Source organism: Allobosea sp., from assembly GCF_051860145.1.
In the GTDB taxonomy this organism is placed as follows: Bacteria; Pseudomonadota; Alphaproteobacteria; order Rhizobiales; family Beijerinckiaceae; genus Allobosea.
Window position 1 is genome coordinate 15,883 of sequence record NZ_JBHYEM010000005.1, and the last position, 21,430, is coordinate 37,312.

The 21,430-nt window shown below is 67.1% G+C and carries 19 protein-coding genes; 7 read left to right on the forward strand and 12 right to left on the reverse strand.

All coding sequences use genetic code 11. The features are described 5' to 3' along the window. Nucleotides 1-66: 66 nt before the first annotated feature. Complete coding sequence (gene acuI / locus ACTIF2_RS10150; RefSeq protein ID WP_439496944.1) at nt 67-1,053, reverse strand: acrylyl-CoA reductase (NADPH); 987 nt, start codon at nt 1,051-1,053, stop codon at nt 67-69. Nucleotides 1,054-1,150: 97 nt separating this feature from the next. Continuing rightward, complete coding sequence (locus tag ACTIF2_RS10155; RefSeq protein WP_439496945.1) at nt 1,151-2,386, reverse strand: MFS transporter; 1,236 nt, start codon at nt 2,384-2,386, stop codon at nt 1,151-1,153. Between the two features lie 257 nt (nt 2,387-2,643). On the opposite strand from ACTIF2_RS10155, the gene ACTIF2_RS10160 reads away from it, so the two are divergent. Then, nucleotides 2,644-3,933 carry a cell wall hydrolase gene (locus ACTIF2_RS10160; RefSeq protein WP_439496946.1) on the forward strand — a complete coding sequence of 430 codons (1,290 nt, stop codon included), beginning with the start codon at nt 2,644-2,646 and terminating at the stop codon, nt 3,931-3,933. Between the two features lie 194 nt (nt 3,934-4,127). On the opposite strand, the gene ACTIF2_RS10165 is transcribed toward ACTIF2_RS10160, so the two are convergent. Next, nucleotides 4,128-5,459, reverse strand: a complete 1,332-nt coding sequence (locus ACTIF2_RS10165; RefSeq protein WP_439496947.1) for a DUF1214 domain-containing protein — start codon at nt 5,457-5,459, stop codon at nt 4,128-4,130. Nucleotides 5,460-5,833: 374 nt separating this feature from the next. On the opposite strand from ACTIF2_RS10165, the gene ACTIF2_RS10170 reads away from it, so the two are divergent. Both ACTIF2_RS10170 and ACTIF2_RS10175 read left to right on the forward strand, forming a co-directional pair. Continuing rightward, a complete protein-coding gene (locus ACTIF2_RS10170; protein WP_439496948.1) occupies nt 5,834-6,355 on the forward strand; it encodes a hypothetical protein in 522 nt (173 codons plus the stop codon). A 281-nt stretch (nt 6,356-6,636) separates the two neighbouring features. After that, the gene (locus ACTIF2_RS10175) at nt 6,637-7,269 is read left to right on the forward strand and encodes a hypothetical protein (protein WP_439496949.1); all 633 of its coding nucleotides are present in this window, start codon (nt 6,637-6,639) and stop codon (nt 7,267-7,269) included. A 263-nt stretch (nt 7,270-7,532) separates the two neighbouring features. On the opposite strand, the gene nadC is transcribed toward ACTIF2_RS10175, so the two are convergent. From nadC to ACTIF2_RS10210, 7 genes are all read right to left on the reverse strand, one after another. After that, nucleotides 7,533-8,387 carry a carboxylating nicotinate-nucleotide diphosphorylase gene (nadC, locus tag ACTIF2_RS10180; RefSeq protein ID WP_439496950.1) on the reverse strand — a complete coding sequence of 285 codons (855 nt, stop codon included), beginning with the start codon at nt 8,385-8,387 and terminating at the stop codon, nt 7,533-7,535. A 13-nt stretch (nt 8,388-8,400) separates the two neighbouring features. Next, nucleotides 8,401-9,957, reverse strand: a complete 1,557-nt coding sequence (locus ACTIF2_RS10185; RefSeq protein ID WP_439496951.1) for an L-aspartate oxidase — start codon at nt 9,955-9,957, stop codon at nt 8,401-8,403. A gap of 57 nt (nt 9,958-10,014) precedes the next feature. Next, entirely contained in the window at nt 10,015-11,121 is a 1,107-nt protein-coding gene (gene nadA, locus ACTIF2_RS10190) for a quinolinate synthase NadA (protein ID WP_439496952.1), read from the reverse strand. A 327-nt stretch (nt 11,122-11,448) separates the two neighbouring features. Continuing rightward, complete coding sequence (locus ACTIF2_RS10195; RefSeq protein ID WP_439496953.1) at nt 11,449-11,718, reverse strand: hypothetical protein; 270 nt, start codon at nt 11,716-11,718, stop codon at nt 11,449-11,451. Between the two features lie 9 nt (nt 11,719-11,727). Beyond that, nucleotides 11,728-11,997 carry a translation initiation factor IF-1 gene (infA, locus tag ACTIF2_RS10200; protein WP_439496954.1) on the reverse strand — a complete coding sequence of 90 codons (270 nt, stop codon included), beginning with the start codon at nt 11,995-11,997 and terminating at the stop codon, nt 11,728-11,730. A gap of 199 nt (nt 11,998-12,196) precedes the next feature. Continuing rightward, on the reverse strand, nt 12,197-13,663 hold the full coding sequence (locus ACTIF2_RS10205) for a DEAD/DEAH box helicase (RefSeq protein WP_439496955.1): 1,467 nt from the start codon (nt 13,661-13,663) through the stop codon (nt 12,197-12,199). Nucleotides 13,664-13,837: 174 nt separating this feature from the next. Continuing rightward, nucleotides 13,838-14,047: a cold-shock protein gene (locus ACTIF2_RS10210; protein WP_439496956.1), complete on the reverse strand. Its 210-nt coding sequence runs from the start codon at nt 14,045-14,047 to the stop codon at nt 13,838-13,840. Nucleotides 14,048-14,386: 339 nt separating this feature from the next. Here ACTIF2_RS10210 and ACTIF2_RS10215 point away from each other — a divergent pair, with 339 nt between their 5' ends. After that, nucleotides 14,387-14,746, forward strand: coding sequence for a GFA family protein (locus tag ACTIF2_RS10215; protein ID WP_439496957.1), 360 nt, complete (start codon nt 14,387-14,389; stop codon nt 14,744-14,746). Between the two features lie 110 nt (nt 14,747-14,856). On the opposite strand, the gene ppdK is transcribed toward ACTIF2_RS10215, so the two are convergent. Together ppdK and ACTIF2_RS10225 are read right to left on the reverse strand one after the other, a co-directional pair. Continuing rightward, nucleotides 14,857-17,541 carry a pyruvate, phosphate dikinase gene (gene ppdK / locus ACTIF2_RS10220; protein WP_439496958.1) on the reverse strand — a complete coding sequence of 895 codons (2,685 nt, stop codon included), beginning with the start codon at nt 17,539-17,541 and terminating at the stop codon, nt 14,857-14,859. Between the two features lie 176 nt (nt 17,542-17,717). Continuing rightward, nucleotides 17,718-18,215 carry a YcgN family cysteine cluster protein gene (locus tag ACTIF2_RS10225; protein WP_439496959.1) on the reverse strand — a complete coding sequence of 166 codons (498 nt, stop codon included), beginning with the start codon at nt 18,213-18,215 and terminating at the stop codon, nt 17,718-17,720. 190 nt (nt 18,216-18,405) lie between these two features. On the opposite strand from ACTIF2_RS10225, the gene ACTIF2_RS10230 reads away from it, so the two are divergent. The 3 genes from ACTIF2_RS10230 to ACTIF2_RS10240 are packed head-to-tail and all read left to right on the forward strand — an operon-like array spanning nt 18,406 to nt 21,430. Continuing rightward, nucleotides 18,406-19,548 carry an ABC transporter substrate-binding protein gene (locus tag ACTIF2_RS10230; RefSeq protein WP_439496960.1) on the forward strand — a complete coding sequence of 381 codons (1,143 nt, stop codon included), beginning with the start codon at nt 18,406-18,408 and terminating at the stop codon, nt 19,546-19,548. Nucleotides 19,549-19,574: 26 nt separating this feature from the next. Further along, nucleotides 19,575-20,648, forward strand: coding sequence for a FecCD family ABC transporter permease (locus tag ACTIF2_RS10235; RefSeq protein WP_439497277.1), 1,074 nt, complete (start codon nt 19,575-19,577; stop codon nt 20,646-20,648). After that, complete coding sequence (locus tag ACTIF2_RS10240; RefSeq protein ID WP_439497278.1) at nt 20,645-21,430, forward strand: ABC transporter ATP-binding protein; 786 nt, start codon at nt 20,645-20,647, stop codon at nt 21,428-21,430. The genes ACTIF2_RS10235 and ACTIF2_RS10240 overlap by 4 nt, the downstream gene beginning before the upstream one ends.

Consider the following 21,430-nt stretch of genomic DNA (forward strand, 5'->3'; position numbering starts at 1 on the left):
GAAGGTCTCGCTAAGTGGCCCCTGGATTGCTTCGTCGCTGACGCTCCTCGCAATGACGAGCAGCGCTCACCCCACCTCGACCACGACCCTGCCCCGCACCTTGCCTTCGACGATCGCCTTGCCGGTCTCGATCACGCTTTCCAGCGGGATCGTCGTGGTCATGGTCGCGAGCTTGGCGCGGTCGAGATCGCTGGCGAGGCGGGCCCAGGCTTCAAGCCGGCGCGGCTTGGGACACATCACCGAATCGACGCCGAGCAGGGCGACGCTGCGCAGGATGAAGGGCGCGACCGAGGCCGGCAGGTCCATGCCCTGAGCCAGGCCGCAAGCGGCGACGGCGCCGCCATATTTCGTCATCGCGAGAAGGTTCGCGAGCGTGTGCGAGCCGACCGCGTCGACACCGGCAATCCAGCGCTCCTTGCCGAGCGGGCGACCGGGAGCCGAGAGCTCGGCACGGTCGATGATCTCGGCCGCACCCAGCCCCTTCAGGTAATCGGTCTCCTCGGCCCGGCCGGTCGAGGCGACGACATGCCAGCCCGCCTTGGCCAAGAGCGCGATCGCGACCGAGCCGACGCCGCCGGCGGCGCCGGTGACGACGACCGGGCCGTCAGCGGGCTTCAGCCCGTGCCGCTCGAGCGCCAGCACGCAGAGCATCGCGGTATAGCCGGCGGTGCCGATCGCCATGGCCTCGTCCGGGTTCATCCCGGCCGGCAGCGGCACCAGCCAGTCGCCCTTGACCCGACTCTTCTGGGCATAGGCGCCAAGATGGGTCTCGCCCGTGCCCCAGCCGTTGAGGATGACGAGATCGCCCGGCTTGAAGTCTGGATGCTCGGAGGTCTCGACGCGGCCGGCGAAATCGATGCCGGGTATCATCGGCCAGCGCCGCACCACCGGCGCCTTGCCGGTGAGCGCGAGCCCGTCCTTGTAGTTCACCGTCGAATGCGTGACGCGGACGGTGACGTCGCCCTCCATCAGATCCGCCTCGGCGAAATCGGTGAAGGCGAGGTTCGGGCCGGTCTCGCCCTTGGTCGCGACCAGCGCCTTGAAGGTGGACATGCGATCACTCCTGTCGTGCCATCCGGATCACGACAGGAGTGGAACGGGAGCGCGCGATCCGCAAGGCGCAAGCCGGTGCGCCTTTGCGTCGCCCCGCTCAGGCGGGCTGCGGCAGCGCGCGCTCGACCGGCTTCTCGACGATCGGCAGGTTGATCAGCGCCGAGGCGACGCCGAGCGCGACCGAGAGCCACCAGACGATCTGGTAGGAGCCGAACTGCTCATAGAGGATGCCGCCGAGCAGCACGCCGAGGAAGCCGCCGACCTGATGCGAGAAGAAGGCGAAGCCGTAGAGCATCGCCATGTATTTCGTGCCGAACATCAGCATCACGAGCGAGGAGGTCGGCGGCACGGTCGAGAGCCAGAACAGGCCGATCACCACGCCGAAGGCGAGCGCCGTCGCCGGGCTCGCCGGGATGAGGATGAAGGCGGCGATGGCGACCGCGCGGCCGAAATAGATCCAGGCCAGCAAATGGCGCTTCGGCATGCGCGAGGACAGCCAGCCCGAACCGAGGGAGCCCGCGGCATTGGCGAGGCCGATCACCGCGAGCGTCCAGCCGCCGACCCAGGCCGGCATGCCGGCATCCTTGAGATAGGCCGGCATATGGGCGGTGATGAAGGCGAGCTGGAAGCCGCAGGTGAAGAAGCCGAGCACCAGCAGCACGTAGCTGCGATGCTTGAAGGCCTCGGTCAGCGCCTGCTTGATGCTCTGGTTCGGCAGGTTGACGGCCGAGGCGACGGGCGCCGGCCCAGTGCCCTTGCGCGTGCCGAGCGCGATGGCGAGCGGCATCACCAGCAGCACCGAGCCGGCGAAGACGACGAGCGCCTGATGCCAGCCGATCTGCTCGATCATGATGTTGCCGATCGGCGGGAACAGGAACTGGCCGAAGGAGCCGGCGGCGGTGCCGGCGCCGAAGGCCATCGGCCGCCATGCCTCCGGCAGGAGCTTGCCGAAGGCAGCGAGGACGAGGTTGAACGAAGCGGCCGAGAGGCCGAAGCCGATCAGCACGCCCGCGCCGAAATGCAGCGTCAGCGGCGTGGTGGCCACCGCCATCACCACAAGCCCCGCCGCATAGAGCAGCGCGCCGACACAGAGCACGCGCACGGTGCCGAACCGGTCCGCGATCGCGCCGGCGAAAGGCGCACCCACGCCCCAGAGCAGGTTCTGGATGGCGATGGCGATGCTGAACGTGTCGCGGCCCCAGCCGAATTCGAGCGTCATCGGGATCTGGAACAGGCCGGCGCTGGCGCGGGGGCCGAAGGTGATCAGCGCGATCAGGCAGCCTGCCGCGACGATGATTTCGGGCGCGTAGCTGCGCCGGGTAGTCGCGTTCATGGAGATCTCCGGCGCGGCGAAATGACGATCGTGTGGCTGCACGATACCGCTCAATACCGCGCCGCAACAACGCCTTTTCGTGAAATCCCGCATCACGGCCGCGCATGGAAAGAGGCGCCGGGATGCGATTGCCGGCGCGCCATTAACCGGCCCTCAACCCTACCGGACGGATAACGGAAACGTCGAAAAGCGCGCCATCGGCCGCGCGGGCGACAGCGGATGGTGGCGAGGCGGGAAAAGCGTTGAGTCAGTTGCGGTTGCGGCGACGTACGAGGCGGATCGGATCGCTCGGGCTGAAATGGGCCGTGGCGACGGTCGCGCCCTGGGCGCTGTCCGTCGGGCTCCTGGTCTCCTTCACCGCGTCGGCCGGCCAGAACCACGATACCGACAGCCTGCCCTATTCGATGGTCCAGCGCAGCATGCCAGGCGCCGCCTCGGTGCTCGAGGAAGGCCCCTCGATGCTGATCGCGGCCAGCGCCTTCCGGCTGCCAGGGCTCTCGCTCTCATCGGCCGTCCAGCAGGCCCACCTCTCCTTCGACGACCCCGAGCGGCGCGTCACGATCGATCCGCGCCGGCCGCGCGAGGACATGAAGCGCAGCGCCAGCGCCTTTCCGGAGGTCGATCGCAGCGCCAAGGGCGACCCGCTTCCGGGCCTGCGCCCCAGCCTGACGCTGAACCCGCCGCCGCGCGAGCTCGAACGCGTCGTCTTCGGCGACAACCAGCCGGGGCTGATCTCGGGCGGATTCGCGCTCGATGCGGCGCGCGAGGCCGAGGGCATCGACGGCCCGCCGGTCGGCTTCGAGCCGTTCAGGCCCGACGAGGGCCTGACCGACCCGGCCCTGTCGGATTCCTCGCCGAGCTCGCTCAGGCCGATCATCACCTCGCCGCGCCAGGCCGAGCTGCATCTCGAAAGCATCGACGGCTCGACCCCTTCGGTGCCGCAGGCCGCCTCGCTGTCGTCATCGACCCCGCCGGTGAGCTACACCATCGCGACCATCGCCATGCCGCCGTCGGCCGCCGCCATCGCCTCGGCACGGGCGGGCGCCGCCACCAAAGCGTCGGCCTCCGCGACCAGCATCGCGCGCAAGAGCGACCCGGGCGCGCGCGAGATCTATACGGAGCTGATCGCGCCCGCGAACATGGCGCGCGAGCAGCGCTGCCTGGCCGAAGCGATCTATTTCGAGGCGCGCTCGGAATCGGATGAGGGCCGCGCCGCCGTGGCGCAGGTCGTGCTCAACCGGGTCAAGAGCGGGCTCTATCCCGACAGCGTCTGCGGCACGGTCTACCAGAACCGCAACCGCTACCTCGCCTGCCAGTTCACCTTCGCCTGCGAGGGCAAGTCGCTGCGCATCACCGAGCCGGAGCCCTGGCGCGCCGCCGTGCGCATCGCCCGCGAGGTCTATGACGGCACGACCTATCTCGCCGAGGTCGGCGCCTCGACCCATTACCATGCCGACTACGTCAAGCCATACTGGGCGAGGAAGCTGAAGAAGATGGACGTGATCGGCCGGCACGTCTTCTACAAGCTCAGGCCGGGGCAGACGTAGAAGCGTGTAGCGAAACGAAGGATCACACGGCAAGGATGGGCTGAGCTATTCGGCGGCTCGGCCCAACTGCTCGAATCCTCCTCAAGCAGGCGCGACGAATTGGACGATTTCGGCCGACCATCGGCCTAGCCATCGCGCGGATGTCTTGCCAGCCCATTGTGTCGCTCCTCAAGCGCTCCGCCGCCGTCGAGCGCTCAATGCCGTTTCACCAGCGGAGGCGGGAAATAGGTGCCGTTCGCTACCCCTTCCGTCGGCCGGTAGAACCGGAACGTGAGACGATATTTCGCGCTTTTCGGCGTTGGCAGCCAGTTGCCGTCGGGCGCGTCGGCAGGCTTCTGATCGGCAAAATAAAGCGTCAGCGCACCGTCCGCTCCATATTGCAGCTTCGACTGGTTGTTGATCAGAAACCGGTTGAGCGGATTGGGCAGAACGCGGAAGCGGTGGCCGTCCACGGCGATCACCGACCAGAAGAACGTGGCATATTGGGCGGGCAACTGATCTTTGGGGAAGGTCAGCGTGTAGGTATTCTCGCCGCTGAGATCGTCCCCGGCCTGATCCTTGCTCCCCCGGTAATAAAGTACTTCCGGCTTGATGTTGGCCCAGATGCCGCCATTGTTGACCAGGGCGCGCGCCACGTAATCCAGGCCGTATTCTCCGACGACGCCGGGACGAGCCCAGCCATTCTGCGTCGTGCCATGGCCGATGATTGCCCCCGCTTTGCCGAAATCAGCGAAGGCGCGGGTACGGATCACCTGATCGACGCGCGTGCGCTCGGCTGGGTCCTTGATGGCCTTGGCGATGGCGCGGGCTTTCTCCTGCATCGCCTCGAGCCCGACGCTGAGGTCCGGCTCGCTGTCGAGCGCGATGTCGGCGGCCTCGAAGGCTTCGGCACCCGGCAACGCCTCGAGCTCGAATATCGGTGTCTTGGGAATCTCCGGTAGCTTCGGTGTGCCTGTCGCCCGAAACCTGAACTGGTGTTGCAGGGCGATCGCCCCGTCCGGGTCGGAGCCGAGTTCGACGTGGGCCAGCACGCGAGAATATTTCACCGGGAGATCGATGCGCGTCGCTCCCGCAGGAATCGCGACATTCGCGCCCCTGAGGCACATGGCGAACTCCCCGAACGGCCGCTTTGGAAAGAGGCGCTCGTTGATGTTGGCGATCGTCTCGCCCCAGCCATTGAGGAAGTGGACCGTGTAGTAGCGGCCCTCGACCGTCGGCACGGTGACGATCGTGCAACTGCTCTCGTCGACCGCCACCCACGCTTCGGAATAGGCCACGTCGAGATTGGGATTGGGCCAGTCCACCGCACCGGGCTTGCGATGCACCAGCTCGTTCCACTTGAACCCTTCCTGGAAATCGAGCTGCTGCTGCCGCATAACGAGCAGGCGGCCAAGCAGGTAGATATACGCGTCGCCGATGTCTTGATCTGAAATGCTGGCGGGCTGCTGTGCGTTCGCGCTCGCCGCTTGGACCATGTAGATCATTGCCGAAAGCAGTATTTTTCTGACGAGTCTGCTGGTGGACATCGAGCCCTCCCTGCGTCGCGACATTCTCCGTAGCCGAATCTAGAAGCAATCGGCGTCACTGACGGGTTTTATTGTCTTCGCCAAAAGGAACAATTTCATCCATTACCGGCAAGGGGGAAGCATCCCCGTTACTCTTCATCCAGGGGGCGGGTTTCAGACGGCACATATTGGCCTTCCCGCCAGGCCACGCATCGTCATGACTAAGATGGACCCAGGAGCAGCTCGACACAACGTCCGACTTGGATCGCAAGCTGAAATTGAACTACCCCCGTATCGCGGGTAACGGCACCACCGCCGCCCGCTCATTTCCAATTATTTGCCCTTCGACCGATCCAATCGGCTTCTCAGGCGTTTAGCCGGCAGGAGGACCGATCATGAGACGCGATCTCGTACCCAAGGCGCTCGGCGCATTGCTGCTGCTGACAGCGGCAGTGCCGGGCACGGCGCAGCAGGGCAGCGATGAAGAGGCGCCCTTCCTGCGCTCGTTCGAAGGAAAATTCAGCGGCACCGGCAAGCTGGAGAATGCGGGCGGCGCCAGCCATTCGCTGTCCTGCAAGTTCGACGGCGACCATGAGGGCTCCCGCGTCACCCTGAACGGCAACTGCTCCACCAAGGTCTTTTTCAGCACCACGGTCCGGATCGAGCTCCGCTACGACCCGAAGACGCGCCGCTATGGCGGGGCGTTCAGGGAGGGCAAGGGCACGGTCGCCGACCTCGCCGGAGCCCGCCAGGGCCAGCGGCTCTCGCTCTCCTTCGTCGAGACGGCGGAAAGCGTCCGTCCGAACCCGCCGGCGACGCTGACGATCAGCCGGCAGCGCGAGAGCGTGGCGCTGAGCTTGCGCGGAAGCAAGCCGGGACAGGGGCAGACCCTCGACCTGGTCCTGAACGAGATCTGAGCAGCGGGGTTTCGCGCCCGGTCGCGATGGTGCGCCGGGGCTCGCGCAGAGCGGTCAGCGGGCCCTCTCAGGGCCGCCGCGTTATGCCCCGCCGCGCGCAAGTCCATCGAATGCGAGGCATTTTCCTCACCATACCTCAACAGGCATGAACGCAGGCGCGCTGCGAGGCGTGGTTAATTTTACCTTGTTTTTGCGTTTACCTTGCGTTCATCACCTCGCGCTGGCTTTCTGAACCCAACAACGCGGCGCGATGACGCCGACGGACAGGGTTGGGGCCAGACATGGTGCGCAAGGTGCTTTCGGTTTCCGCTTTCGCCGCTACGGCAGCCGCCGCGGCTCTGGTATTCGGCGCCCAGGCGGCGCAGGCTGGCGGATGCGCTGGCTCCTCCTGCTACACGCCGGCTCGGTCCAGCTGCTCCGGTTCGTCCTGCTACACGCTGCAGCAGACGCCGCCGGTCTACGGCACGGTCGACGAGACCTATGTCGCCCGCCCGGCGCAGACGCAGTCCCGGGTGATCCCGGCCGAATACGAATACACCACCGAGCAGGTGATGGTGCATCCCAAGCGCATCATCCCGCATCATCGCCCGGCGCAGTATGAGACCGTCAGCGAGAAGGTGCTGATCTCGCCCGCCAGCAAGCGCTGGGAAGTCAGCCGCGACGCCTATGGCAACACCACGGGATGCTGGGTGCATGTGCCGGCGCAATATGGCTGGCGCCAGCGCAGCGTCGAGGTCGCCCCGGCCAGCGTCGATTACGAGACCATTCCCGCCGTGTACGCCCAGCGCCAGCGCAAGGTGATGGTGCGCCAGACCCAGGTGGTGCACGAGACCATCCCGGCGGTCTACGAGACGCGCCAGCGCAAGGTGCTGGTCAGCCCCGGCTCGCAATACTGGGCGCGCGGCCGCTACTGAGTTTTCGACGACCAAGTTTCTACGCAGGCAAGAGTTTCTACGCAGACCCTTTTATCCACGGAAATGACCTTCTGCCCCGGCTTCGGCCGGGGCTTTTTTCTTGGGCGATCGCGGCGTCATTCCGGGGCGCTGCGCCTCGTCATTGCGAGCGCAGCGAAGCAATCCAGGGGGACTGCGCGAGACCTCCTAGATTGCTTCGTCGCCTCGCTCCTCGCAATGACGGGATAGCCCATGTTTGACGATTAGGTCCGCAAAAACTCCGGTCAGACCATCTCAATGTCGAGCCCGAGATCGAGCACGCTGACGGAATGGGTGAGCGCGCCGACCGAGATCATGTCGACGCCGGTGGCGGCGATCGCCGCGACGGTGTCGAGATTGATGCCGCCGGAGGCCTCGACCTTCATCCGGCCGCCGACCATGGCGACGCCGCGCGTCATGTCGGCGACCGACATGTTGTCGAGCATGACGATATCGGCGCCCTCGGAGATCACCTCCTCAAGCTGGGCCAGGGTGTCGACCTCGATCTCGATCTTGACGAAATTGCCGGCCTGGCGCTTCGCCGCCTGCAGAGCCGGGCCGATGCCGCCGGCGACGGCGACATGGTTGTCCTTGATCAGGATCGCGTCGTCGAGGCCGTAGCGATGGTTCTGGGCGCCGCCGCAGCGCACGGCGTATTTCTCGAAGGCACGCAGGCCGGGCGTCGTCTTGCGCGTATCGACGATCATCGCCTTCGTGCCCGCGACCTTCTCGACATAGGTCGCCGCCAGCGAGGCGATGCCCGAGAGCCGGCCCATGAAGTTCAAGGCCACGCGCTCGGCCGAGAGGACGGAACGGGCCTCGCCTTCGATGCGGGCGACGACGGTGCCGGGCTCGAGGCGGTCGCCGTCGGACACCAGCGCCTCGAAGCGCACCGACGGGTCGAACTGCCGGAAGGCCTCGCGCGCGAAGGGCAGGCCGGCGACGACACCGCGCTTGCGGGCGGCAATGACCGCCCTCGCCCGCCGCCCGGCCGGAATGGTCGCGAGCGTGGTGATGTCGCCGGCGCGGCCGAGATCCTCGATCAGCGCGGCGCGCACCGCCTCCGTGATGAGCAGGGGATTGAGGACGGGTTGGCTCATGGCAGTCTCCGGATCACGAAAGGACGCCGCGCGCGCCGGGCGGCGGCGAGAGCGTCAGTTTGCTGCGTTGCGCGAGGGCGGGGTCGGTGCGCGGAAAGTCGCTGCGCCAATGGCCGCCGCGGCTCTCCCGGCGCGCCAGCGCCGCGGCCGTGACGACGAGCGCGGCGCTCGCCATGTTCACGAGCGTCGAGCTTTCCGCCGAGGAGGCGATGGCCTGGAGCTGGCGCGAGGCCGCCAGCAGCCCGGCGCCGTCGCGCAGCACGCCGACCTTGCCGGACATGACGGCGCGCAGGCGCGAAATGGCGTCGCGGTCGGCCGGCGTCGGCAGGCAGGCCGTCGTCCCGGCCAGTTTCGCAGGCCGGCCCTTCATCGCGTCGGGACGCGACCGAGCCTTCAGATCCTCCGCGACGCGGGCGCCGAAAACGACCGCCTCGAGCAACGAGTTGGAGGCGAGCCGGTTGGCGCCGTGCAGGCCTGTGCTGGCGACCTCGCCCGCAGCGTAGAGCCCGGGCAAGGTCGAGCGCCCCTGCGCGTCCGTGGCGATGCCGCCCATGTGGTAGTGCTCGGCCGGGGCGACCGGCATGAGTTCGGTCGCCGGGTCGATGCCGGCTTTGGCGCAGGCTGCGGCGACGGCGGGAAAGCGGGTGGCGAAGTCCGATCCGATGGCGACCCGCGCATCGAGGAAGGCGCCCCGCCCGGCTGCGATCTCGGCGAAGACGCCGCGCGCCACGATGTCGCGCGGCGCGAGCTCGGCATCCTTGTGCAAGGCCGGCATGAAGCGCTCGCCGGCTCCGTTGACGAGAATGGCGCCGTCGCCACGGATCGCCTCGGTCGCGAGCGGCGCGGGATCGAGCCCGAGCGCCAGCGCCGTCGGGTGGAACTGCACGAACTCGGCATCGGCGATCGTCGCGCCGGCGCGCGCCGCCATGGCGAGGCCCTCGCCGCGCGCCTCGACGGGATTTGTGGTGAGCGCATAGAGATAGCCGATGCCGCCGGTCGCGAGCACCGTCGCGGCGGCGGGAAACCGCGTCGCCTCGCGGGCCTTGCCGAACTCGCCCCGCGCCAGCACGCCGGCGCAGGCACCGTCAGCCAGAAGCAGATCCTCGGCGATGACGCCTTCCAGCACGGTGATCGACGGCGTCCGGCGCACCGCGGCGATCAGCGCCTGCATGATCGCGGCGCCCGCGCCATCGCCGCCGACGCGCACGATGCGGCGGGCCGAATGCGCCGCCTCCCGCGACTGCACCAGCTTGCCGGCGAGGTCGCGGTCGAAGGGCACGCCATAAGAGAGCAGATCATGGACGCGCTCGGCCGCCTCGCCGGCGACCATGCGCGCGATCGCTTCGTCGACGGTGCCCGCGCCGGCCGCGATGGTATCAGTCGCGTGGTTCTCAGGCGTATCGCCCTCGGACATCGCAGCGGCGATGCCGCCCTGCGCCCAGCCCGAGGATGCCCCCTCCCCGAGCGGACGCGGGCTCAGCACGATGCAGGGCAGCGGCGCGAGCTTGAGGGCCGTGAAGAGCCCCGCAAGCCCACCGCCGACGATGAGGATCGATTGAGGTCCGGGCATGGGACGTCCTTCTCCCTCCTCATTCCATGAGGAGGGCCTCGCGGCCTGTCGCCGTCGTCACATCGTCAGGTTGATCATGCGCTCGACCGAGCGGCGGGCCCTCTCGGCCATGGCCGGATCGATGACCACTTCATGCTGCATGTAGACCAATGTCTCGAGGATCTTCGGCAGGGTGATGCGCTTCATGTGCGGGCAGAGATTGCAGGGGCGCACGAACTCGACGCCCCTGGTCTCGGCCGCGACATTATCGGCCATCGAGCACTCGGTCACGAGCAGGACCCGGCCCGGCAGCTCGTCCCTGACCCAGTCGATCATGCCCTTGGTCGAGCCGGTATAGTCGGCGACGGCCACGACTTCGGGCGGGCATTCGGGATGGGCGATGATCTTGATGCTCGGGTCGGCCTCGCGATAGCGGATCAATTCCTCGGCCGTGAAGCGCTCATGCACCTCGCAGGCGCCGGCCCAGGAGATGATCTTGACCTTGGTCTGCGCCGCGACGTTCTTGGCGAGATACTGGTCCGGCACGAAGATGACCTCGGGCACGCCGAGGCTCTCGACCACCTGCACGGCGTTGGAGGAGGTGCAGCAGATGTCGACTTCCGCCTTCACATCGGCCGAGGTGTTGACATAGGCGACGACCGGGCGGCCGGGATAGCGCTCGCGCAGCAGGCGGATATCGGCGCCGGTGATCGAGGACGCGAGCGAGCAGCCGGCCTGCATGTCCGGCATCAGCACGATCTTCTCAGGCGAGAGCAGCTTCGAGGTCTCCGCCATGAAGTGCACGCCGCCCTGCACGATGATTTCGGCCCTGGTCTTGGCGGCGACCTTGGCGAGCTGCAGGGAGTCGCCGACGATGTCGGAGACGCAGTGAAAGATCTCCGGCGTCATGTAGTTATGGCCGAGGATGACCGCGTTGCGGACCTGCTTGAGCTCGTTGATCGCCTTGATGGTCGGCGCGAAGAACGGCCACTCGACCGCCGGAATGACGGTTTTGACCTTCTCATAGAGATGGGCGGTCGCGGCCTCGACCTCGGGCGTCCAGGTCAGGTCCGGCATCGGCAGGGGCCGGAAGCGCGGATCGTCCTTGCGGCGCGGGAGGCCGGCCGAGCGGATGGCGGGTTCGGAGCCTTCGAAGCCCCGTGTCTTTTCCAAACCCAGCGACATGGCGTCCTCCTATCCTCACAACGCCGGACCGCTTCCGCGTTGCCGCCGGCTCGTTCTAGCCGGCTATGCTCGTTTTGAGCATAAGGATATTACCATGACTGCCATGGGCTGGCTAGCGTCCGGCCTATCGCACGGACGCCGGGTCGAACATGTGCTCAGGTTATGACTAAGTCGCCGCGGAGAACCACGGCCCTCATCCTGAGGAGCCGCATAGCGGCGTCTCGAAGGATGGCTCAGGAGGCTCCGGAACCCTCTGGAGCATCCTTTCGAGACGCAGGCCAAGCCTGCTCCTCAGGATGAGGGCTCAGGATATCGTACGACGATCGATCAGGAGATTCCGCCGGCGACCAGCATCAAGGCGCCGACGCCAACGACGAACGCCGCGAGCCGGGCCGGCATGCCGACCAGCGTGCCGGGCGAGCGGCCGAGCACGAAGCCGGCGACGACCTCGATCAATCCCATGCCGATCAGGACGAAGAGATAGTGCGGAAAGGCGGCATAGGTCGCGAGCAGGCCGGCCTTGACCGCCCAGCCGACGGCCGCGCCAAGCGCGGCGCCGGCGGCGATGAACAGGATATCGGCCCGGCTAAACTGCACGAAGGCCGCTCAGCGCCGGCGGAAGTTCTGGCGCGGCGGCGATGCGGGGCCCGGACCCGCCGTCTTCTGGCGGAAATTGATGCGGCCGCGGTCGAGATCGTAAGGCGACATCTCGACGACAACCCTGTCGCCGGCGATGGTGCGGATGCGGTTCTTCTTCATCTTGCCGGCCGCGTAGGCCAGGATCACGTGCTCATTGTCGAGCTTCACGCGATAGTTGCCGTCCGGCAGCACTTCGACCACCGTGCCGTCGAACTCGAGAAGTTCTTCTTTCGCCATTCCTTGGTCCTTCTTCTGCGCCTTGGGCGGACGACCGGATCAGGCTGATCCAGCGTCTCCGATCGTCGCCTAGAGCCGGATCCGATCAGGTTGGATCAACCTGATCGATGAATCCGCCTCTAAACTCCAGATAGAGAACGCGTGATCCGATCGGATTGCTACGCAATCTGATCGGCGCGTGCTCTAGCGAAGCGCTACGTCAGTTCGCGCGCCGCCGGGCGCCGCCATTGCGGCGTTGCTCTGTTCTTTGCTGCAAGAACGCGACGCCGCCAAGCCCTTCCTTGCCGGAAACCGCGTCTTTTCGCGGGGCGGACGCCTCGTTGCGATGGACCGGGCGCTCGTTGCGCTGCGCGTCGGCGCGCTGGCCGCCGCCCTGCTGCGGCTTGCCGGCGTGATTAGGCTTGCCGGCGTGGTTAGGATTGGCGCCATGACGCTGGCCCTGCGGCCGGCCGTGATCGCGGCCCCCACCGGCGCCCTGGCCGCCATTGCGGCCGCGGCCCTGGTTCTGCGGAGGCTTCTTCGGCGTGCGGCCATCCCAGTGCGGCACCTCGCCGATCGGCGTCAGCGAGACGCGCGTCAGCTTCTCGATCGCCGCGAGATCGCCGCGCTCCTCGGGCGTGCAGAAGGCGATGGCGACGCCCGAGGCGCCGGCGCGCGCGGTGCGGCCGATGCGGTGGACATAGGTTTCCGCCACGTTGGGCAGATCGAAATTGACGACATGGCTGATGCCGTCGACATCGATGCCGCGCGCCGCGATGTCGGTCGCGACCAGGATGCGCAGCTCACCGTCGCGGAAGGCGCCGAGCGCCCGCTCGCGCTGACCCTGGCTCTTGTTGCCGTGGATCGCGGCCGACTTGATGCCGGCCTGGTCGAGCTGGCGCACGACCTTGTCGGCGCCGTGCTTGGTGCGGGTGAAGACGATGGCGCGCTCCATCTCGGGCACGCCGAGCGTCTTCGCCAGCAAGGCCGGCTTGTCGCCGGGCTGGGTGAAGATCACGCGCTGGTCGACCTTCTCGGCGGTGGTCGCCACCGGCGTCACCGCGACCTCGACCGGATTGGTCAGATAGGCCGAGGCGATCTCGCGGATCTGCTTCGGCATGGTGGCCGAGAACAGCAGGGTCTGGCGCTTGGCCGGGATCAGCGTGGCGATCCGGCGCAGCGCATGGATGAAGCCGAGATCGAGCATCTGGTCGGCTTCGTCGAGCACCAGGAACTCGATCTCGCGCAGCGAGACGGCGCGCTGGTCGACGAGATCGAGCAGGCGGCCGGGCGTGGCGACGAGGATGTCGACATGCTGGCCGAGCGCGCGGATCTGCTTGCCGACGGGCACGCCGCCGAAGATCACCGTCGACTTGATCGTGGTGAACTGGGCGTAGGTGCGGATGCTGGCCTCGATCTGCGCCGCGAGCTCACGCGTCGGGCTCAGGATGAGGGCGCGCACCGAGCGCGGCTGCATGCGCCGGGGCTGGTTCAGCAGCCGGTGCAGCATCGGGAGCGAGAAGGCGGCCGTCTTGCCGGTGCCGGTCTGAGCCGCTCCGAACAGATCCTTGCCTTCGAGAATGGGGGGAATGGCCTGCGCCTGGATGGGCGTCGGCTTGGTATAACCTTCGGCTGCGAGCGCCTTGAGAAGCTGCTCGGCAAGGCCGAGGTCGGTAAATTGTGTCAAAACAAGTCTTTCTGAAGCCGTGACGCAAGGGGCACACGTGGATACCGGCTGTGCCGCCGAATGGGTCCGGCATTGAATTAGCTCTTTCCGTCCGGCGAACCGCTAGCCACTGCGCCGAAGGGATTCTTTGCGAGGCCGGGAGAGTGCTGGCACCCTCCCGGGTCGATATCGGTCTCAGCTGACGACGAGGTTGCCGGCCGAGGACTTGCCGGTCTTGCGATCGGCGATCAGCTCATAGGAGACGGCCTGGCCATCGCGCAGCTCGCGCAGGCCGGCGCGCTCGACGGCGCTGATATGGACGAAGATGTCCTGTCCGCCGTTCTCAGGCGTGATGAAACCGTAGCCCTTGGTGGTGTTGAACCACTTGACGGTGCCCTTTTCCATAGAAGGTAGTCCTTACGTTTCAGATCCGCGTTTGGTCGTGGAAGACACGGGTCGACGCGCGGACGCCTCGCCGTGGCCTTGATAACGATGTGTGGTGGATCTGAATCGTGCCCGCCGACCGGGATATCCCGCGCGGAGGATTGGCCAGAACCCGGCCGCATCTCGTCTTACATGGGTGGCACTAGCATAAATTGCAATGCGGGTCCAGCGAGGCTGGCCCGGACGCCGATCCGGCCAAGGGCTCGCCCGATGCCGCGAGAGAAATTAGGATGCTGCGCGAGGAGACTAGCGGGAATGCCGGCGCAGCCGCCGCCTCGGGCAACAAGGGAGCAACGCTCCATGATCGAAGCGTCCTGTCATTGCGGAGCCGTCCGCCTCGCCATCGACGCTGCCCCGGAGACGGTGACCGATTGCAATTGCTCGATCTGCCGGCGCTATGGCGTGCTTTGGGCCTATTACTCGCCGAAGCAGGTGCGCTTCGTGCCGCTGGAACCGGCCACCGACAGCTATATGTGGGATGACAGGTCGATCGCTTTCCATCGCTGCCGGACCTGCGGCTGCGTCACCCATTGGGCCGCGGTGGACCCGGCACGCGACCGTATGGGCGTGAATGCCCGGCTGATGCCGCTCGAGGTCCTGGCGCAGGCGCGTGTTCGTCGCCTCGATGGCGCCGTCACGGAAGACTATATCGACGACTGAGCGGCGCGAACCGGCATCGCCTCAGAGCCCTGTCATCCCGGACAAGCCGCGGAGCGGCGCAGCTCCGGGATGACGAGCGTTTCAATCCGACGACAGTGTGCTGCGGCGGCTCAGGCGTCCTTCGCCTTGATCGCGCCGAGTGCCGCCTGCGCCGCCGCCAGCCGCGCGATCGGCACGCGGAAGGGCGAGCAGGAGACATAGTCGAGCCCGACGCTCTCGCAGAAGCCGATCGAGGCGGGATCGCCGCCATGCTCGCCGCAGATGCCGAGCTTGATCCGCGGCCGGCTGCGGCGGCCGCGCTCGACCGCGAGCTTGACCAGTTCGCCGACGCCGTCCTGGTCGATCGTGACGAAGGGGTCGGATTCCAGGATGCCCTTGGCGGTATAGGAGCCGAGGAAGGAGCCGGCGTCGTCGCGGCTGATGCCCAGCGTCGTCTGGGTCAGGTCATTGGTGCCGAAGGAGAAGAACTCGGCGCTGCGCGCGATCTCCTCGGCACGCAAGGCAGCGCGCGGCAGCTCGATCATGGTGCCGACCTGATAGCTCAGCTCGGCCTTGCTCTCGCCGATCACCGCCTTAGCCATGGCATCGATGCGCGCCTTGACCAGATCAAACTCGGCAACGCCCATGACCAGCGGCACCATCACCTCGGGGATGACGGGCTTGCCGGTCTCCTTGGCGGCGATCACCGCCGCCTCGAAAATGGCGCGGGCCTGCATCTCGGCGATCTCGGGATAGGCGACCGCCAGACGGCAGCCGCGGAAGCCGAGCATCGGGTTGAATTCGTGCAGCTCGGCCGCGCGACGCCTTAGCACGTCGGGCGTCACCGACATCGCCCTGGCGACCTCGGCGATCTCCTCGTCAGTATGCGGCAGGAACTCGTGCAGCGGCGGATCGAGCAGGCGGATCGTCACCGGCAGACCCTGCATGATGGTGAAGAGCTCGACGAAATCCTGACGCTGCATCGGCAGGAGCTTGGCGAGCGCGTCGCGCCGGCCCTTGTCGTCGGAGGCGAGGATCATCTCGCGCATCGGCAGGATGCGGTCTTCGTCGAAGAACATATGCTCGGTACGGCAGAGCCCGATGCCCTCGGCCCCGAAATCGCGGGCTGCGCGCGCGTCGCGCGGTGTCTCGGCATTGGCCCGGACCTTGAGGCGGCGGACCTTGTCGGCCCAGCCCATCAGCGTGCCGAACTCGCCCGAGAGCTCGGGCTGCTGCATCTTGACCTCGCCGAGCAGGACCTGGCCCGCGGCGCCGTCGATGGTGATGAAATCGCCGGCCTTCAGCGTGGTCGGCCCGACCGTCATCGTGCCCTTGGCGTAGTCGACGCGGATCTGGCCGGCGCCGGAGACGCAGGGCTTGCCCATGCCGCGCGCCACGACCGCCGCGTGCGAGGTCATGCCGCCGCGCGTGGTCAGGATGCCTTCGGCCGCGTGCATGCCATGGATGTCCTCGGGCGAGGTCTCGACGCGCACCAGGATGACCTTGCGACCGGCCTTCCTGGCGGCTTCGGCCTCGTCGGAATTGAAGACGATCTCGCCGGCAGCCGCGCCGGGCGAAGCCGGCAGGCCGGTGGTCAGCACGCGGCGCTCGGCCTTGGGATCGATCGCCGGATGCAGGAGCTGCTCGAGCGCGCCGGGCTCGACGCGGCCGACCGCCTCCTCCTCGCCGATCAGCCCTTCCTGCGCCAGATCGACCGCGATCCGCAGCGCCGCCTTGGCGGTGCGCTTGCCGGAGCGGGTCTGCAGCATCCAGAGCTTGCCCTCCTGGATGGTGAATTCCATGTCCTGCATGTCGCGGTAGTGCTTTTCCAGGATGCCGTAGATGCGGACGAGCTCCGCATAGGCCTCCGGCATCGCCTTCTCCATCGAAGGCTTGTCGGAGCCCGCGGTCTGCCTGGCCGCCTCGGTGATGTCCTGCGGCGTGCGGATGCCGGCGACGACGTCCTCACCCTGCGCGTTGATCAGGAACTCGCCATAGAGCGCGTTCTCGCCGGTCGAGGGATTGCGGGTGAAGGCGACGCCGGTCGCGGAGGTCTCGCCCATATTGCCGAAGACCATCGACTGGACGTTGACGGCGGTGCCCCAGGCCGCCGGGATGCTGTTGAGCTCGCGATACTTGATCGCGCGCGCGTTCATCCATGACGAGAACACCGCGCCGACCGCGCCCCAGAGCTGCTTTTCCGGCTCCTGCGGGAAGTCGGAGCCAAGCGCCTTCCTGACGATCTCCTTGTAGCGGCCGACGAGGATCTTCCAGTCATCGGCGCCGAGATCGGTGTCGAGATTGAAGCCCTTGCGTTCCTTGTAGTCCTCGAGCGCCTCCTCGAAATGGCCGTGATCGACGTCGAGCACCACGTTGGAATACATCGTGATGAAGCGGCGATAGCTGTCCCAGGCGAAGCGGGCGTCGCCCGAGGCCTTCGCCACCGCCTCGACGGTGACGTCGTTGAGGCCGAGATTGAGGACGGTGTCCATCATGCCCGGCATCGAGGCGCGGGCGCCCGAGCGGACCGAGACGAGCAGCGGATTGGCCTGATCGCCGAAGGTCTTGCCGGTCAGGCGCGCCATCTCGGCGAGCGCCGCCTTGACCTGGCCGTCGAGATCGGACGGAAACTTCTTGCCGTTGTCGTAATAGTGGGTGCAGACCTCGGTGGTGATGGTGAAACCGGGGGGCACGGGCAGCCCGAGATTGCTCATCTCGGCGAGATTCGCCCCCTTGCCGCCGAGGAGATTCTTCATCCCCGCCTCGCCTTCGGCCTTGCCGTCGCCGAAGGTGTAGACCCACTTCCCGCCTGCCATCACGAATACCTCTTCATTCAGCCGGACTCAGCAACGCCCGACTCTCCAAAAGTTTCCTGCGAAGTGCCGCCGGACATCAGCAGCCGGGCAGCGGGGACCGCGCGGTCATGCCGAAAAGCGCATGAACAATCAATGAGCGCGACCGCGACAACACCGTGACATCGCCCGGTGGCCCCTCACCTGCGCCGTTCGGCACGCGCGGCGCGCGGCCAGCGCAGCGGCCAGGCGACGATGCGCTCGGGAAGATCATCCTCGTCGATCTCCTCCTCGCTGGCAAAGACCCGCCCACGGACCGAGATTCCCGCGGCGACGACGGTCTCGGGATCGCCCGAGACCAGCGGATGCCACCAGGGCAGATCGCGCCCTTCCCCGATGAGGCGATAGGCGCAGGTCGGCGGCAGCCATGGCAGCGTCCGCACCGCCTCCGGCGTCAGCGTCACGCAATCGGGCACCTTCGTCGACCGCGCAGAGTAATCCTTGCAGCGGCAGGCGCCCGCATCGAAGAGGCGGCAGCCGATGTCGGTGGCGTGGATGCGGCCGGTATCCTCGTCCTCGAGCTTGACGAGGCAGCAGCGTCCGCAGCCGTCGCAGAGCGATTCCCATTCCTGGGGGCTCATCTCGTCGAGCGTCTTGCTGCGCCAGAAGGGCTCGGTTCGCGTCGGTGTCCCGGTCATCGGCCGCTTATGCCCCGGCAAGAGGGCGAAAGGAAAGCAGGGGTTGCGTCGCCTGCGATCATACGCCCTCCCCCGCCGCGCGACGACAATGAATCTGATCTTTGTTTAGAGGAATTAAAATCTATGAAAATTGACCGAATACAGTAGCGCTTCTATCAGGAGCCAGATTTTTCTTCAGAAAGAGCTTCCGATGCCGACGAGACAGCTGTTCCTGCGCGGCCTCGCCGCCTTCGCCGGGCTGGTCGCCGCGACGCTGCCGGCCGCGGCCGAGCGGGTGACGGTGACCGATATCATCGGCCGCAAGGTCGAGGTCGAGGCGCCGGTGAGCAAGATCATCCTTGGCGAGGGCCGCCAGATCTATTTCGTCGGCGCGCTCGACAAGGAAGAGCCGTTCAAGCGTGTCGTCGGCTGGCGCGACGATCTCGGCAAGGCCGATCCCGAGACCTTCCGGGCCTATGAGACGCGCTATCCCCAGATCGCCAAGCTGCCCGTCTTCGGCGGCATGAAGGAGGGCGCCTTCGACATCGAGCAGGCGATCTCGCTCAAGCCCGACGTGCTCTTCCTCAATATCGAGGCCAAGGTCGCCAGCGACGAGGCCAAGCTGGTCGAAAAGCTCGCGGCGGTCGGCATTCCGGTCGTCTATGTCGATTTCCGCGAGAAGCCGTTCGAGCATACCGAGCCCTCGATGCGGCTGATCGGCAAGCTCTTCGGCAAGGAGCAGATCGCCGAGGACTTCATCAAGTACCGCGCCGATCAGATCAAGGTCGTCACCGACCGCCTCGCCAATACCAAGGATCTCAAGAGGCCGCTGGTCATGGTCGAGCGCGCCGGCGGCTTTTCCGACGATTGCTGCATGTCCTTCGGCAACGAGAATTTCGGCAAGATGGTCGACTTCGCCGGCGGCCGGAACCTCGCGACGCCGCTGATCCCAGGCACCTTCGGCACGATCAATGCCGAGCGCATCGTCGCCGACAATCCCGACGTCGTGATCGTCACCGGCAATAACTGGGACGCCTATGTGCCCGGCGGCGCCTGGGTCGGCCTCGGCTACGGCGCCGACATGACCGAGGCTCGCCGCAAGCTCGCCAACCTGATGAAGCGCCCGGCCTTCACGCAGACCGCTGCCGTGAAGAACGGGAATGTCCACGGGATCTGGCATCAGTTCTACAACAGCCCCTACCAGTTCGTGGCGATCCAGCAGATCGCCAAATGGCTGCATCCGGAGCTGTTCAGGGACGTCGATCCCGACGCCACCATGAGAGTGCTGCACGAGCGCTTCCTGCCCCTGCCCTACGAGCCCGGCCTGTGGGTCTCGCTCGGGGCCGGCAAGTGAGCCTTGCTCCCGCGAGCGCCGACGAGATCGCGACCAAGCCGGCCGAGATTGCCCGGACCGCGGCACAGGGGCGCGAGGCCTACCGGGCGCTGTCGCTGCGCCGCAAGCTGATCCTCGCCGGCTTCGCCGTCGTGCTGCTGCTCTGCCTGGTGGTCGATCTGATGCTCGGCCCGGCGCGCTACGGCATGGGCGAAGTGGTCAACGCGCTGATCTCGCCCTCGAGCGCGCCCACCGCGGTCCGGGTGGTGATCTGGGATATCCGCCTGCCGGTCGCGTTGATGGCGGTCGTCACCGGTGCGGCGCTCTCGATCGCCGGCGCGCAGATGCAGACCGTGCTGAACAACCCGCTCGCCAGCCCGTTCACGCTCGGCATCTCGGCCGCGGCCAGTTTCGGCGCGGCGCTGGCGCTGGTCTTCGGCGTCGCCATCGTGCCTCTCGCCATCGACTATGTCGTGCCGCTCAACGCCTTCATCATGGCGATGGGCGCTTCACTGCTGATCCATCTGCTGAGCCAGCGCCGCGACGTGACGACCGAGACGGTGGTGCTGCTCGGCATCGCGCTGGTCTTCACCTTCAACGCCCTGCTCTCGCTGCTGCAGTTCTTCGCCTCGGAGCAGGCGCTCGGCGCCGTCGTCTTCTGGATGATGGGCTCGCTCACCAAGGCGAACTGGCACAAGCTGGCGATCACCTCCACGGTGCTCGTCCTCTGCATCCCGCTGTTCGCGCGCCGGGCCTGGGCGCTGACGACGCTGCGCCTCGGCGACGAGAAGGCGGCGAGCTTCGGGATCAACGTCAGGCGGTTGCGGCTGGAAACCATGCTGCTCGTCGCCCTGCTCGCGGCGGTTCCGGTCGCCTTCGTCGGCACGATCGGCTTCATTGGCCTGGTCGGCCCGCATATCGCGCGCATGGTGATCGGCGAGGACCAGCGCTTCTTCCTGCCGGCCTCGGCGCTGGCGGGCGCGGCGATCCTCTCGGCCTCCTCGGTGGTGAGCAAATCCCTGATCCCCGGCCTGATCTTCCCGATCAGCATCGTCACCGCGCTCGTCGGCGTGCCGTTCTTCTTCAGCCTGATCCTGACCAGCAGGAGGCGCTCATGGTGAAACGCCTGACTTTGAGGGATGTCGGCGTCGCCTATGGCAAGCGCCAGATCCTGTCGGGGATCACGACGCCGGACCTCAATGGCGGCGAGGTCATCGCCGTCATCGGCCCGAATGCCGCCGGCAAGTCGAGCCTGTTCCGCCGGATCGCCGGGCTGATCGCCGGGCCGGGCAGTGTCGAGGTGGTGAGCCCGTCCGGCAAGTCGCCCTGCTATCTGCCGCAGGACACGGCCGTGAACGCAGTCCTGACCGTCTACGAATCGATCCTGCTGGCGCGCAAGCAGGGCGGATCCTGGGGTGTCGGCGATGCCGAGCTCGCCGCCATCGACGAGGCCCTACACGCGCTCGACATCGCCGATCTCGCTTTCCGTGGGCTCGGCGAGCTCAGCGGCGGCCAGCGCCAGCTCGTCTCGATCGCGCAGACCCTGGTGCGCCAGCCGGAGATCATGCTGCTCGACGAGCCGACCAGCGCGCTCGACCTGCACCGCCAGTTCGAGGTGCTGAGCCTGGTCGCGCGGCTGGCGCGCGAGAAGGCCGTCTGCGTGCTGATCGCGATCCACGACCTCAACCAGGCCCTGCGCATCGCCGACCGTGTCGTCGTGCTGGCCAAGGGGCGGCTCGTCGCCTTCGGGCCGCCGCGGGAGATCATCACGCCGGCGCTGCTCGAAGAGGTCTATGGCGTCGTCGCCCGGGTCGAGACCGGACAGGGCGAGGCGCCCTTCGTCGTCGTGCAGGGCTCGGCGCGCCGACCCGCCCGCGACGGTGCGCACCTTGTCGACGCCTGA